This window comes from Bradyrhizobium sp. HKCCYLS3077, from assembly GCF_051167555.1.
Taxonomy (GTDB): Bacteria; Pseudomonadota; Alphaproteobacteria; order Rhizobiales; family Xanthobacteraceae; genus Bradyrhizobium.
In genome coordinates this window covers 19,998-33,165 of the sequence record NZ_JBNPTH010000014.1, presented here as the reverse complement: position 1 = coordinate 33,165, position 13,168 = coordinate 19,998, and the positions used below count along the sequence as shown (strand labels likewise).

At 66.1% G+C, this 13,168-nt stretch carries 15 protein-coding genes; 10 read left to right on the top strand and 5 right to left on the bottom strand.

Annotated features, from left to right (window positions below; translation table 11 throughout):
• The 8 genes from ACQR0Z_RS34825 to ACQR0Z_RS34790 form a co-directional block, all read left to right on the top strand.
• Positions 1 to 601, top strand: a 601-nt coding sequence (locus ACQR0Z_RS34825) for a response regulator (protein ID WP_434921663.1), incomplete at its 5' end; no start/stop codon positions are given.
• A 25-nt stretch (positions 602 to 626) separates the two neighbouring features.
• A complete protein-coding gene (locus ACQR0Z_RS34820) occupies positions 627 to 1,100 on the top strand; it encodes a chemotaxis protein CheW (protein WP_434860583.1) in 474 nt (157 codons plus the stop codon).
• 68 nt (positions 1,101 to 1,168) lie between these two features.
• The gene (locus ACQR0Z_RS34815; protein WP_006613312.1) at positions 1,169 to 1,534 is read left to right on the top strand and encodes a response regulator; all 366 of its coding nucleotides are present in this window, start codon (positions 1,169 to 1,171) and stop codon (positions 1,532 to 1,534) included.
• Positions 1,535 to 1,607: 73 nt separating this feature from the next.
• Positions 1,608 to 2,798 (top strand): protein-glutamate methylesterase/protein-glutamine glutaminase, encoded by a 1,191-nt coding sequence (locus ACQR0Z_RS34810; protein WP_434878809.1) that lies wholly within the window; start codon positions 1,608 to 1,610, stop codon positions 2,796 to 2,798.
• A complete protein-coding gene (locus tag ACQR0Z_RS34805; protein WP_434860581.1) occupies positions 2,795 to 3,664 on the top strand; it encodes a CheR family methyltransferase in 870 nt (289 codons plus the stop codon). Before ACQR0Z_RS34810 ends, ACQR0Z_RS34805 begins: the two co-directional genes overlap by 4 nt.
• A 173-nt stretch (positions 3,665 to 3,837) precedes the next feature.
• Complete coding sequence (gene kaiC / locus ACQR0Z_RS34800; RefSeq protein WP_434860580.1) at positions 3,838 to 5,577, top strand: circadian clock protein KaiC; 1,740 nt, start codon at positions 3,838 to 3,840, stop codon at positions 5,575 to 5,577.
• On the top strand, positions 5,574 to 5,870 hold the full coding sequence (locus ACQR0Z_RS34795) for a circadian clock KaiB family protein (protein WP_009028388.1): 297 nt from the start codon (positions 5,574 to 5,576) through the stop codon (positions 5,868 to 5,870). The genes kaiC and ACQR0Z_RS34795 overlap by 4 nt, the downstream gene beginning before the upstream one ends.
• Before the next feature lie 11 nt (positions 5,871 to 5,881).
• A complete protein-coding gene (locus ACQR0Z_RS34790) occupies positions 5,882 to 7,369 on the top strand; it encodes an HWE histidine kinase domain-containing protein (protein ID WP_434921662.1) in 1,488 nt (495 codons plus the stop codon).
• Here ACQR0Z_RS34790 and ACQR0Z_RS34785 read toward each other — a convergent pair whose 3' ends face one another.
• The 5 genes from ACQR0Z_RS34785 to ACQR0Z_RS34765 form a co-directional block, all read right to left on the bottom strand.
• On the bottom strand, positions 7,370 to 7,750 hold the full coding sequence (locus ACQR0Z_RS34785; RefSeq protein ID WP_434860578.1) for a response regulator: 381 nt from the start codon (positions 7,748 to 7,750) through the stop codon (positions 7,370 to 7,372).
• 110 nt (positions 7,751 to 7,860) lie between these two features.
• Positions 7,861 to 9,036 (bottom strand): glutathionylspermidine synthase family protein, encoded by a 1,176-nt coding sequence (locus tag ACQR0Z_RS34780; RefSeq protein ID WP_434921661.1) that lies wholly within the window; start codon positions 9,034 to 9,036, stop codon positions 7,861 to 7,863.
• A 212-nt stretch (positions 9,037 to 9,248) separates the two neighbouring features.
• Positions 9,249 to 9,665: a hypothetical protein gene (locus tag ACQR0Z_RS34775; protein WP_434921660.1), complete on the bottom strand. Its 417-nt coding sequence runs from the start codon at positions 9,663 to 9,665 to the stop codon at positions 9,249 to 9,251.
• Between the two features lie 2 nt (positions 9,666 to 9,667).
• Entirely contained in the window at positions 9,668 to 10,072 is a 405-nt protein-coding gene (locus tag ACQR0Z_RS34770) for a DUF350 domain-containing protein (protein WP_434860575.1), read from the bottom strand.
• A gap of 69 nt (positions 10,073 to 10,141) precedes the next feature.
• A complete protein-coding gene (locus ACQR0Z_RS34765) occupies positions 10,142 to 10,891 on the bottom strand; it encodes a GntR family transcriptional regulator (RefSeq protein ID WP_434921659.1) in 750 nt (249 codons plus the stop codon).
• Between the two features lie 202 nt (positions 10,892 to 11,093).
• On the opposite strand from ACQR0Z_RS34765, the gene ACQR0Z_RS34760 reads away from it, so the two are divergent.
• Both ACQR0Z_RS34760 and ACQR0Z_RS34755 read left to right on the top strand, forming a co-directional pair.
• Positions 11,094 to 12,101 (top strand): ABC transporter substrate-binding protein, encoded by a 1,008-nt coding sequence (locus ACQR0Z_RS34760; protein WP_434878926.1) that lies wholly within the window; start codon positions 11,094 to 11,096, stop codon positions 12,099 to 12,101.
• 252 nt (positions 12,102 to 12,353) lie between these two features.
• The gene (locus ACQR0Z_RS34755; protein WP_434921658.1) at positions 12,354 to 13,166 is read left to right on the top strand and encodes an ABC transporter permease; all 813 of its coding nucleotides are present in this window, start codon (positions 12,354 to 12,356) and stop codon (positions 13,164 to 13,166) included.
• The last annotated feature ends 2 nt before the right edge of the window (positions 13,167 to 13,168 follow it).

The window sequence follows — 13,168 nt, the reverse complement described above, 5'->3', positions numbered from 1 at the left end:
CCGTGCGATGGGCCTCGTGGTCGACGAGATCATCGACATCGTCGAGGAGCGGCTCCACATCCAGGTCTCCGGCGCCAAGGACGGCATTCTCGGCTCGGCCGTGATCAAGGGCCAGGCCACCGAGGTGATCGACGTCGGCCACTTCCTGCCGATGGCCTTCGCCGACTGGTTCATCCGCAAGGAGATGGCCACGGAAGCGCAGACCCAGTCGGTGCTGCTGGTCGACGACAGCCCGTTCTTCCGCAACATGCTGGCGCCGGTGTTGAAGTCCGCGGGCTACAAGGTGCGTACGGCTTCGTCCGCGATCGAAGGTCTCGCCACGCTGCGTTCGGGGCACACCTTCGACATCGTCGTCACCGACATCGAGATGCCGGAGATGAACGGTTTCGAGTTCGCCGAGACCATCCGCGCCGACCAGAACCTGCATCATCTGCCGGTGATCGCGGTGTCCTCGCTGGTGTCGCCGGCGGCGATCGAGCGCGGCCGCCAGGCCGGTCTCTACGACTACATCGCCAAGTTCGACCGTCCGGGTCTGATCGCGGCGCTGAAAGAACAGATCGAGGAAAAGGCCCGCGCCGAAGCCGCCAAGCGTGCGGCGTAATGGGGCAGGGCAGGAGTAGCGTGCGATGAGCAGCAACAAGATCGAGACCACCGACGGCGCAGTCGCCGAATACGTCACGGCCGTGATCGGCGGCCAGCTGTTCGGCCTGCCGATCTCGCGGGTGCAGGACGTGTTCATGCCCGAGCGGGTGACGCGGGTGCCGCTGTCGTCGGCGGAGATCGCCGGCGTACTGAACCTGCGCGGCCGCATCGTCACCGTGATCGACATGCGGGCGCGGCTCGGCCTCGCCAAGGCCGATGACGGCAAGCCGCCGATGGCGGTCGGCGTCGATCTGCGCGGCGAGTCCTACGGCCTGCTGATCGATCAGATCGGCGAGGTGCTGCGGTTGCCTGAGGAGAGCCGGGAGGAAAATCCCGTCAACCTCGACCCGCGCATGGCGAAGCTCGCCGGCGGCGTGCATCGCCTCGATGGCCAACTGATGGTCATCCTCGATGTCGATCGCGTGCTCGAACTCGCAGCCGACAAGATGGCGGCCTGAAGACCGCGAAATGAGTTCAGCGACGCAGCGGGCGTCGCTGTTTTGGACCCTGAGCTGGTGAGGCTGAAATGAGAACTTGTCTGGTAGTTGACGATTCGAGCGTCATCCGGAAGGTGGCGCGCCGCATTCTCGAAGGTCTGGATTTCCAGATCGTCGAAGCCGAGGACGGCGAGCAGGCGCTTGAGATCTGCAAGCGCGGGCTCCCCGACGCGGTTCTGCTCGACTGGAACATGCCGGTGATGGACGGCTACGAGTTCCTCGGAAACCTCCGCCGCATGCCCGGCGGCGACGCGCCGAAGGTGGTGTTCTGCACGACCGAGAACGACGTCGCCCACATCGCGCGCGCGCTTCACGCGGGGGCCAACGAGTACATCATGAAGCCCTTCGACAAGGACATCGTGACTGCAAAATTCCAGGAAGTCGGGCTGATCTGACTTCCGCTGCGAGCGACGGCCCGTGGTCATCCGGGGTTGCCGTCGCCCTTTGCCTCTGTCCTGTTGGTGAACTATGAGCGTCGCGTTGGCCAGTTCTTCGATCCCAAGTTCGACCAGACAGGAGCCTCTCCGGGTGATGGTCGTGGACGACTCCGTCGTCATCCGCGGCATGATCTCGCGGTGGATCAGCTCTGAGCCCGACATGGTCGTGGCCGCCTCGTTGCGCACCGGCCTGGAGGCCGTCAATCAGATCGATCGCGTCAATCCCGATGTCGCCGTGCTCGACATCGAGATGCCCGAACTCGACGGTATCGCCGCGCTGCCGAAGCTGCTTGCCAAGAAGAAGAACCTCGCCGTCATCATGGCCTCGACGCTGACCCGCCGCAACGCGGAGATCAGCTTCAAGGCGCTGTCGCTCGGCGCGGCCGACTACATTCCGAAGCCGGAGAGCACGCGCGAGGCCTCGGCCGCCGACAATTTCCACTACGATCTGATCCAGAAGATCCGCAATCTCGGCGCCAAGGCGCGCCGCGCGGCTGCGCCCGTCGCCTATGCGCCGTCGCCCGCGCCGCAGGTGCAGGGATTGCGGCCCGCCGTGGTGCCGCGTCCCGCCGCGGCGCCGATGCCGGCACCCGCCGCGCCCGCGGCCGCTCTGGCGCGCCGTCCCTTCAGCACGCAGATGCCGAAGGTGCTTCTGATCGGCTCCTCGACCGGCGGTCCGCAGGCGTTGATGTCCGTGGTCACCGAGCTCGGCCCGGTCATCGACCGCTTCCCGGTGCTGATCACGCAGCACATGCCGCCAACCTTCACGACGATTCTGGCCGAGCATCTGGCGCGTTCGAGCCGCCGTCCCGCCCATGAGGCGGTCGATGGCGAGATCGTGAAGGCCGGGACGATCTATCTTGCGCCGGGCGGACGCCACATGCGGGTGGTGCGCCATGGGGCCGATGTCGCGATCGCGCTCGACAACGGGCCCCCCATCAACTTCTGCAAGCCGGCGGTCGATCCGCTGTTCACGTCGGCCGTCGAGGTCTGGCAGGGATCGACCCTGGCCGTGATCCTGACCGGCATGGGCTCGGACGGCATGCGCGGCGGCAAGGACGTCGTCGCCGCCGGAGGCAGCGTGATCGCGCAGGACGAAGCGACCAGCGTGGTCTGGGGCATGCCGGGCGCCGCCGCCAATGCCGGCATCTGCGCGGCGATTCTTCCCTTGAACCAGATCGCGTCGAAAGTGGTGCGTCTGTTTGCTGGAGACCGTTCGTGACACCCCTGGACTATGAGTTCTTGCGTAAGCTCCTCAAGGAGCGGTCCGGTCTCGACCTCTCTGCCGACAAGCAATATCTGGTCGAGAGCCGGCTGCTGCCGCTCGCGCGCCGCGCCAATCTCCCGGGCATTCCGGAGCTGGTGCAGAAGATGAAGAGCGGCGGTGAGCAGCTCACGACGCAGGTGGTCGAGGCGATGACCACCAACGAGACGTTCTTCTTCCGCGACAAGATTCCGTTCGATCATCTGCGCGAGGGCATCCTGCCGGAGCTGATCAAATCGCGCGCCAGCCGCCGGACCCTGCGCATCTGGTCCGCCGCCTGCTCGACCGGGCAGGAGCCGTATTCGATCGCGATGTGCCTGCGGGAATTCGGCCCGGCGCTGGCCGGCTGGCGCATCGAGATCGTCGCCACCGACCTGTCCCAGGAGGTGCTGGAGAAATCCAAGGCGGGTCTCTACAGCCAGTTCGAGGTGCAGCGCGGACTGCCGATCCAGCTCCTGGTGAAGTACTTCACCCAGCTCGGCGAGATGTGGCAGCTCAGCGCCGACATTCGCGGCATGGTGCAGCACCGCCAGCTCAATCTGCTGCAGGACTTCTCGCATCTCGGCAAGTTCGACGTGATCTTCTGCCGCAACGTGCTGATCTATTTCGATCAGGACACCAAGGCGACGATCTTCGAACGCATGGCCAAGCTGATGGAGCCGGACGGCACGCTGCTGCTGGGCGCCGCTGAATCGGTTGTCGGCATCACCGACGCCTTCCGGCCCAACCAGGACCGGCGCGGCCTGTATCAGATCAATCCGGTCCGCAGCCCGCGCGGCGGCGCCGCGCTGCTGCCCGGCCTCAAGGTGGTCGCGGCGCGCTGACCGCAGGTCGGGCGGCAAGCCGTTGAACGACCGGCGCAAACGCCGGTCGGGAATGCCTGGATCAGTGCGCAGCGCGAAATCTTTTTCCGAGGATGGAACCTTTTTCCTTCCCAGGCGTCGATTCACGCCTTGGTGTGGCCTGAGCGTGTTCGCTCGACGGCGGGGGAAAATTGATGAAAACGAGTATGCGTCCTCGAATTGTGACGCGGGACCTCCCTGTCATTGCGAAATCTCCGACCGGGATCGATGGACTCGACGAGGTCACCTTCGGCGGCTTGCCGCAGGGGCGGCCAACGCTGCTGTGCGGCGCCGCCGGCTGCGGCAAGACCTTGTTTGCCATGACGTTTCTCTACAATGGCGCGGTCGACTTCAACGAGCCCGGCGTCTTCATCGCGTTCGAGGAGCAGCCCGAGGACCTGATCAAGAATGTCGGCTCGCTGCGCTATGACATCGAGCGCCTGATCGAGCAGAAGAAGATCGTCGTCGACCACATCCATCTCGATCGCAACGAGATCGAGGAGGCCGGTGACTACGATCTGGATGGCCTGTTCATCCGTATCGGCTTCGCCATCGATTCCATCGGCGCCAAGCGCGTCGTCATCGATACGATCGAGACCCTGTTCGGTGGCCTCGACAACCAGGCGGTGCTGCGCTCGGAGCTGCGTCGGCTGTTCGAGTGGCTGAAGAGCAAGGGCGTCACCGCGATCATCACCGGCGAGCGCGGCGACGGCACGCTGACCCGCTACGGCCTCGAGGAATATGTCGCCGATTGCGTGATCCTGCTCGACAACCGCGTGCATGACCAGCTCTCGACGCGGCGGCTGCGTGTCGTGAAGTATCGCGGCACGGCGCACGGCACCAACGAATATCCCTTCATCATCGACCAGGAAGGCATCACCGTGATGCCGATCACCTCGTCGGGCCTCGCGCATGACGCATTCACCGAACGGGTGTCGACGGGCATTCCCGATCTCGACGACATGCTGGAAGGCCAGGGCTACTACAAGGGATCGAGCATTCTGGTGTCCGGCATGGCCGGCGCGGGCAAGTCGACGGTCTCGGCGCATTTCGCCGATTCGATCTGCCGTGCGGGACAGCGCTGCATCTACTTCGCGATGGAGGAATCGCCGCAGCAGATCGTCCGCAACATGAAGTCGGTCGGCCTCGACCTGCAGCAATGGGTCGATCGCGGCCTGCTGCGGTTCTCCGCGCGACGGCCCAATCTGTACGGTCTGGAGACGCATCTCGCGTCGATGCATCGCGAGGTCAAGGAGTTCGATCCCGCCGCGGTCGTGGTCGATCCGATCTCCGCGCTGATGGGGGCCGGCATCGCGGGCGACGTGCATTCGATGACCTTGCGCCTGATCGACTTCCTGAAGTCCCGCGGCGTCACTGCGCTGTTCACCAATCTCGGCGCGGGATCGGCCGATACGGCGACGACGGAGATGCAGATCTCCTCGCTCACCGACACCTGGCTGCTGCTCTACAACCGCGAGAGTAATGGCGAGCACAACCGCCAGCTCTACCTGTTGAAGTCGCGCGGCATGGCCCATTCGAACCAGGTACGCGAATTCGTCATGCGCGCCGATGGCATTTTCCTTCGCGAGGTCTATGTCGGTCCGGACGGCGTTCTCACCGGTTCGGCCCGGCTTGCCCAGGAGGCCAGGGATCGTGCCGATCAGATGCTGCGCAGTCAGGAGATGGAGCGGCGCGCGCGCGACCTCGAGCGGCGCCGCCGCGAGATCACGGTGCAGATCGAGACGCTGAAGGCTCAGCTTGCGAGCGAGGAGGGGGAGATGGAGCGTCTGAAGCTGGAAGGCAGTGCCGTCGAGGATCAGCGTTCCGCCGATCGCATCGCGCTCGTGCAGAGCCGTTCGTCGAGACCCTCCGCTGCCGCGGGCCCGAGCAAGTGACGGCCGCTGCAATGGAACAGGATGGCTACAATCTCCGGCTCTACGTCGCCGGCCAGACGCCGAAATCAGTCGCGGCGCTCGCGAACCTCAAGAAGCTCTGCGAGACGCATCTACCGGGCCGCTACACCATCGAGGTCATCGACCTTATGAAGGATCCGGCCCTCGCCCAGCGTGATCAGATCGTCGCGATCCCGACGCTGATCAGGCAACTACCCGAACCCCTCAAGCGAATCATCGGCGATCTCTCCAATGCGGAGAAGGTGCTGGTTGGCCTGGATATCGCACCGAGCTGAACGGAGGATGCGTGGCATCAACAGACGCGATGCAGGCGGAACGGCCTCGCAACGAAGCCGAGGAGACGGTCGAAGCCATTCATCGCGGCAGTGTCGATGCCGTGGTGGTGCAGGGCCCGTCGGGACCCCAGGTCATCATGCTGCAGGGCGCCGATGCGCCCTATCACGTGCTGGTCGAGCGCATGAGCGACGGCGCGCTGACGCTCGATGAAGACGGCGTCATCGTCTACGTCAATTCGCGGCTGTGCGCGCTGACCGGCCTCGGCGCGAACGAGCTCGTCGGGCGCCGCTTCGACACCCTGTTTGCCGGATCGGTGCCGCAGCAGCGCACCGACGATGCCTCGACCGACGCGCAGCTCTGCCGCGCCGACGGCGGTCATCTGCCGGTGTCGGTGTGGATGCGGCAGATGGCGATGGGCGGCGTGGTCGCGACCCTGGTCACGCTCACCGACATGTCGATGCAGCGTCGCGCCGAGGAGGTTGCCACGGCCGAGCGCTTCGCGCGGTCGATCCTGGAGCAGGCAACCGACGCGATCGTGGTCTTGGCGCTCGATGGCCGGATCACGCATGCGAGCTGGGTGGCCGAACAGCTGGCCGAGCGCGCGCCGGTCGGGCAATTGTTCTCGGAGGCGTTTCCGCTCGACGCGCAGAGCGCCAATCAGGAGGGCACGCTGACGCGCTTCTCGCGCGAAAGCCTCGACCAAGCCCTGGCGACCAGGCCGTTTCACGGCGTCGAGGTGGTGTTGCGCAACGATCGCGTTGCGGGACGGTCGTTCCTGCTGTCGGGCGGGCCGCTGGTCAACGACGCCAAGGAGGCTGTCGGCTCGATCGTCACCCTGACCGACATCACCGAGCGCAAGCGCGCCGAAGAGCAGCAGACCATGCTGGTGGCCGAGCTGAACCACCGGGTGAAGAACATCCTGGCGATCGTGCAGTCGGTGGCCGGCCAGACCCTGCGGACCTCGCCGTCGCTGCCGGCCTTCAACAAGGCCTTCTCCGGCCGGATCCAGGCGGTGTCGATCGCCCACGACATCCTGACCCAGACGCGCTGGATCGGCATCGGCCTCAACGAACTGCTGACGACCGTGCTCGCGCCCTATGGCGTCGGCGAGGGGCGTATCGCCGGCGACGGCCCGCCGGTTCTGCTGGAAGCGCGGCTGGTGCTGCCGCTCTCGATGGTGCTGCACGAGCTCGCGACCAATGCCTCCAAATACGGCGCGTTGTCAGCGCCGCTCGGCCGCGTCGCGATCTCCTGGCGCCTGTGCGACGGCGACCGCCGTCTCGAACTCGTCTGGCTGGAGCGCGGCGGCCCGCCGATCGAGGGCGGCGGCGCACGCGGCTTCGGCACCACGCTGATCGATCGTGTCGTCCGCTTCGATCTCGACGGCGAGGCGGAGCTGAACTTCGAGCCTCAGGGCATCCGTTGCGTCCTGGCCTTTGCGCTCAGCGCCGAGACGACGCCCGAGCATGTGCCGGCGTCGGCCGTGCAGCCGGACTGATCACCGCGACAGAAAGGTCGTTGTGCACATCGCGCGCAGTGCGCGTTCGTCGAACGGCTTGGCGAGCCGCGGCAGGGCGCGGAATTCCGGCGGGAACAGCGTCGCGTCGTCATAGCCGGAGGTGATGACGATCTTCAGCTCGCGCGCGATCAGTTGCGGCAGCACCGCGAAGATCTGCTCGCCGCGCAGATTGACGTCGAGCAGCGCGCCGTCGAGGCCGCCGCGCTCGGCTTCGCGCAATACGTCGCCCACGCGCGAGACCGGGCCCACGACCTCGCAGCCGAAGCCCTGCAGCACCGTTTCGAGCTCGAGCGCGATCAGGCCCTCGTCCTCGGCGACCAGGATGCGCAAGCCTTCGAGAGCGGTGTCCTCAGCCGTCATGCCTCATCCCGACGATGCACGCCTTGCGTGCGCTGGCAATTCCCGTCCTGGCTCTATCTAATCATCTCGACCGGCCTGTCGAGGCGTTTTCGCGCAGCGGCGTTAATAACCTACACGATCGCATGCGGCATAAAGCGCGAGCGGTTGCCGGTGATCGGGCTTTCGTCCTCGCGGATCGACAGCCCGCACGGCTGGTGATCGACCAGCCAGCTGCCGATCACCGGGTAGACGCCGCCGAAATCCGGCAGCGGCGCCAGGGCCTGGCGGATGAAGCCCTCCGCGCCGTAGGGGCCGTCCTGCGCCGACAGCGCGACGCCGCCGGCCACCAGGCTGACATTGGCGCCCTCGCGCGAATAGATCGGCTTGCGCACGAAGCTCGGGCCGAGGCTGGCCGCTCTCGGATCGTCCTCGAAATAGGCCGGCAGCAGGTTCGGATGGCCTTCGTTCATCTGCCACAGCAGCGGCAGGATGCCCTTGTTCGACAGGATCGCCTTCCATGGCGGCTCGAGCCATTGCGTGGCGGCGCTCTCGAGCTTGGCGCCGAACGTGTCGCGGAACATCCATTCCCAGGGATAGAGCTTGAAAGCGAGCGCGATGTCCGCGTTGGCGAGATCGACGAAGCCGCCACCGGTGTCGCGCCAGCCGATGTCGGCAATGTCAAGCACGGTTGTCGACAGGCCGGCTTGCGCGGCGGTGTCGGCGAGATAGGCCAGCGTGGCGGCATCCTCGGCTTCGGCCGTCAGTCCCGCCAGATGCACGCGGCGTCCCTTCCCGAGCACGCGCCAGCGCTCGATCAGCCGCTCGTGGATGGAGTTGTACTGATCGGCGCGTCCCGGCAGGATGCGGCGCTCGATCGCCTGCTCCAGCCAGGTCCATTGGAACACCGCGGCCTCGAAGATCGAGGTCGGCGTATCCGCATTGTATTCGAGCAGCTTTGCGGGCACGCGCCCGCCGTCGCGGAATCCCTGGAAGCTCAGGTCGAGCCGGCCGTACAGGCTGCCGTCGCGGCGCCGCCAGCTCTCCGCCAGCAACGGCCAGACCGCCTCGGGAATCTGCAGCCGGCGCAGCAGCGCCTCGTCCGCGACGACGCGGCCGACCAGGTCGAGGCACATCTGCTCGATCTCGGCGGTCGGCTCCTCGATGCCGAGCTCGATCTCGGCGATCGTGAACGCATAGTAGGCGCGCTCATCCCAATAGCGCTCGCCGTCGAGTTCGTAGAAGTCGAACCCGCATCGCGCCGCCGTCTCGCGCCAGTCGTCCCGCTCGGGGCAGGGGATGCGCTGCATCTGGCCTACCTTCGGACGTCATGAAGCGCGCTGCGCCAGTGGACACTGCGCACAGCATATCTGGCCGCCGGCACCATCGAGTGCCGACGTTGCATCGGAGCCATTCCGATCAGTCGGCAGGCGCGTTTTTTATGATTGTTGGTCTGTGTCAAAGATCCGAATCCAGCAAACATCGCAAACGCGGTGTTTTCACGGCGCGGGCGCGACGGAAATCAGCCGCCGCCTCCGAAGCCGAAGCCATGTCCAAAGCCGCCGAAGCCGCCACGCGAGACATGGGCGGAGGAAGCGTCCGCGACATGGCTCGAACTGCTCGAACTGCTCGAGCTGTGTGAGTCCGACGTGCCGCTCGAAAATCCCCACCGCCCGGAGCCGCTGCCGCCGCCACCGCTGCTGCTGCTCGAACGGCGCGTGCTGCACTCGCTCGGCTGCGGCTGGCCGGCCATCGTCGGCGTCTCCGCGCCCGGCTGCGGACAGCTCTGCTGGCGCGGCATCAGTGCGTAGGCGGTGCCGCCGACGGCGAGCGTGCCCATCAGCAGCAGCGCGACCTGGCCGGAGCGCTTCACCGGCGGCGTCGGCGGCGGCGGGGGCCGCGGCCTGCGCTTGCCGAAGTCGATGTGTTTCCCGGCCATGGTCAGTAGATCATCGAGGCGGCGTTGAGCGCGCCGGCCGAGAGCGAGGCGAGTCCAAGCCAGATCGCCGAGGCCAATTCACCGGCGACGATGCGGTTGGCGAGGTCCGGCACGGGGATGCGGACGAGATAATAGACGATCACCTGCACGATCAGCGCCACCAGCGCCCAGATCAGGCAGTCCAGCACGTTGGCCGAATGGGCGATGGCGCTGACCAGCGGCAGCGTGAAGCCGAGCAGGCTGAGGCCGAGCGCGATCGCCGCCGACGGGTGATTGTCCCGGATCAGCTGGAACTCGTTGTAGGGCGTCACGTGGGTGTAGATGAACAGGTACGCCGTCACCGCGACCAGCGCGGTGCAGAAATAGACAAGGAAGGCCGGCAGGCCGGCGAGGGATTGCAGGATCATGATCAGGCCCGACGCGGGAAGCTCTCATCTGTCGCGGCGCCAGCCTGACCGGTTCGACGTGAAGAAAGTCTATCCGCCGGCCTCGGGCGTGGCCTGCGCCAGCATCTGCAGCACGGAATCGCCGGTCTTGCGGGTATGGGCGCTGAGCGCCCGCGCGAACCCCTGGGCGTCGCGGGCGCGCAGCAGCGCCATGAAGGCCTCGTGCTCCCGCAGCGACTCGTCCCAGCGGCTGGCATCGTAATTGGCGACCGCGCGGGCCCGGAAGACGCTGGCGTGCAAGGTGCTCCACATGTTGAGCAGCACGGCGTTGCCGGCGAGCCTGGTGATCTCCAGGTGGATCTGCTGGTTGAGGCGGAAATAGGCGGCGCGCTCGGACGCGCCGTGCAGCGCCACCAGTTCCGCATGCATCGCGTCGAGCTTCGCAATGTCATCGACCGTGGCCCTGATGGAAGCGGCCTGGCCGGCGGCGGCGTCGAGCGCGACCATCACGTCGAAGATCTCCGCGATCTCGCGCGCATCGATCGGCGTCACCACCGGCGTGCGGTGCGGGCGCAGCTCGATCAGCCCCTCGGCGGCGAGGATCTTGAACGCTTCGCGCAGCGGCGTGCGCGACACGCCGAAGGTCTCGCACAGCATGCGCTCGGGCAAGGCTGCGCCGGCCGCGAGCTCGCCGTCGATGATCATCTCGCGCACCTTGGCGACGAGCTGGTCGTGCAGCGACAACCGCGCCAGCGGCCGCGTCGGCTGGTCGGAGGAGAGCTTCAGGCGCGCGGGCTTGAAGCGCGTTTTCAGCCTGGGCCGGGATGCCGGGGTGGTCATGGCTGCTGCGGTGGCTCCCCTGTGACTGCCTGAATTTCGGGCGAAGCGCCCGCGGATCAGGCAAATCAGGCGTAATCGATATCGTAAAAGCTATTGAAATAACGATAAAAAATCAAGATTGCATATCGCATCCAAGTGGCATGGGGTTTGCTGAAAGGCATGTCCAAGGGCAGCAAGAGCCTGCCGATCGCCTGCCGTGGAGATGACCGTGAACCGTTTCGTGCTGCCCATTCTTGCCTTGCTCGCGCTGGCGCTGCCGGCCGTCAGCTTCGCTGACGACATGCCCAAGATCAAACTCGGCTATGCCAAATGCGCGCATTGCACGCCGATGTCGCTCACGCCGCAATTTGCGGAAGGGGTCGCAATCGATGCGGTCGGCTTCAACACCGGCACCGATGCGCTGACCGCGCTGGTGTCGAAGAACATCGACGTCGCGCAGGTGACCTATTTGCATTACGCCATTGCGCTCGACAAAGGTTTTGACGTCGTCGCCATCTCCGGCCAGGTCAATGGCGGCTCGGCGATGCTGCTCGCCAACGATATCGAGCTTCCGCAAGGCGACTGGAGCGCGCTGAAGGCGCTGATCGCGAAGTACAAGGCCGACGGCAAGCCGTTCCGCGTCGCCGCCTCGCGCGGCAATGCGCAGGACATCCACATGCGCGGCGCCTTCGCCAAGCAGGGCATCGACATCAACAAGGACGTGCAGTTCGTCAACATCCCCAATCCGTCCGACCATCTGCAGGCGCTGCGCCGCGGCGAGGTCGAACTGATCTGCACCGTCGAGCCGTTCGCCACCCAGATCATGCAGGCCAAGGCGGCAAAATTCTTCGGCTTTCCCTACGATCAGGCCGCCGGCAAGCTGACCAACCTGATCCTCACGCGCTCCGACGTCATCGCCTCGAACCCGAAGGCGCTGGAGGGCGTGGTGCGCGCGGTGGTGAAGGTTGACGCGCACATCGCCGCCGACAAGCCGGCGCTGATCGAGGTGATCTCGAAGATCACCGGCTTGGACAAGGCCATCGCGACCGGCGCGGTCGAGAACCTCGATCCCGATCCGAAGATGTACCGCTCCTCCGCGCTCGCCATCGCCACGATGATGCGCGACCTGAAGTACATCAATTCGGACGTCACGGCCGCCGTCGAGAAGAACCTCGACTACCGCTTCCTGGAAGCGGCGACGGGCAAGCCGAAGACCGAGCTCGGGTATTGATGAAGCGCTAATTGCGCCGCGGCGGGATGTCACCTCTCCCCGCGTGCGGGGAGAGGTCGGATTGCATCGAAAGATGCAATCCGGGTGAGGGGGACTCTCCACGCACCGTGCTCGCGGAGAGTCCCCCTCACCCCAACACTCTCCCCGCAAGCGGGGCGAGGGGGCGCACCGCTCTTGCCGTGAAGAGCCTGGATCCAACTCCGACACGCCAACGGTCGAGCAGATGATTTATCAAAACCCCATGATCCTCCAATGACCTCTGCACTCGCGCATTTGCGCAAGCTCGATCGCGCCATCGTCCCCGTGCTGGTGCTCGCCGGCTGGGAGGCCTTCTCGCGCTCCGGCGCATTGCCCGCGGCGCTGCTCCCTGCGCCGTCCACGGTGGTGTGGGCGTGGGCCGACTGGCTGATCGGCACCGACGGCAACACCCAGACCTATAGCGGCCATTGGCTCGCCGACATGCTGGCGAGCCTGTCGCGCGTCGCGGCGGGCTTTGCCATCGCCACCCTTCTCGGCGTGGCGCTCGGCGTCGCCATCGGATGGTCGCGCAAGATCGAGATCGTGATCGAGCCGACCTTGCAGATGCTGCGCCCGATCCCGCCGGTGTCGTGGATCCCGCTCGCCATCATCTGGTTCGGCATCGCCAACAAGCCGGCGATCTTCCTGGTGTTCCTCGGCGCGTTCTTCCCGATCCTGCTCAACACCATCCACGGCGTGAAGACCTGCGACCGCAACCTGATCCGCGCCGGCGCCATGGTCGGCGGCAGCGAGCGCAAGCTGCTGCGCTACATCGTGGTGCCCGCGGCGATGCCCAGCATCTTCGCCGGCCTGCGCATCGGCATCGGCTCGGCCTGGATGCTCACCGTCACCGCCGAGATGGTCGCGGTGAAGAGCGGCCTCGGCTACGTGCTGTGGGACAGCTACTACTTCCTGCGCTACGATCTGGTGCTGGCGGCGATGGCGAGCATCGGCCTGCTCGGCTTCTGCAGCGACCTCGCCATCCGCATGGTGATGGCGCGCGTGCTGCACTGGCAGCGCAATACGACGCTTCGCGGCGGAGAGTGACA

Bases quoted from the DNA above. Each gene is read 5' to 3' on its own strand.
- ACQR0Z_RS34820 (WP_434860583.1), top strand. From the start codon at position 627: ATGAGCAGCAACAAGATCGAGACCACCGACGGCGCAGTCGCCGAATAC.
- ACQR0Z_RS34815 (WP_006613312.1), top strand. From the start codon at position 1,169: ATGAGAACTTGTCTGGTAGTTGACGATTCGAGCGTCATCCGGAAGGTG.
- ACQR0Z_RS34810 (WP_434878809.1), top strand. From the start codon at position 1,608: ATGAGCGTCGCGTTGGCCAGTTCTTCGATCCCAAGTTCGACCAGACAG.
- kaiC (WP_434860580.1), top strand. From the start codon at position 3,838: ATGAAAACGAGTATGCGTCCTCGAATTGTGACGCGGGACCTCCCTGTC.
- ACQR0Z_RS34785 (WP_434860578.1), bottom strand. From the start codon at position 7,750: ATGACGGCTGAGGACACCGCTCTCGAAGGCTTGCGCATCCTGGTCGCC.
- ACQR0Z_RS34780 (WP_434921661.1), bottom strand. From the start codon at position 9,036: ATGCAGCGCATCCCCTGCCCCGAGCGGGACGACTGGCGCGAGACGGCG.
- ACQR0Z_RS34775 (WP_434921660.1), bottom strand. From the start codon at position 9,665: ATGGCCGGGAAACACATCGACTTCGGCAAGCGCAGGCCGCGGCCCCCG.
- ACQR0Z_RS34770 (WP_434860575.1), bottom strand. From the start codon at position 10,072: ATGATCCTGCAATCCCTCGCCGGCCTGCCGGCCTTCCTTGTCTATTTC.
- ACQR0Z_RS34765 (WP_434921659.1), bottom strand. From the start codon at position 10,891: ATGACCACCCCGGCATCCCGGCCCAGGCTGAAAACGCGCTTCAAGCCC.
- ACQR0Z_RS34760 (WP_434878926.1), top strand. From the start codon at position 11,094: ATGACCGTGAACCGTTTCGTGCTGCCCATTCTTGCCTTGCTCGCGCTG.
- ACQR0Z_RS34755 (WP_434921658.1), top strand. From the start codon at position 12,354: ATGACCTCTGCACTCGCGCATTTGCGCAAGCTCGATCGCGCCATCGTC.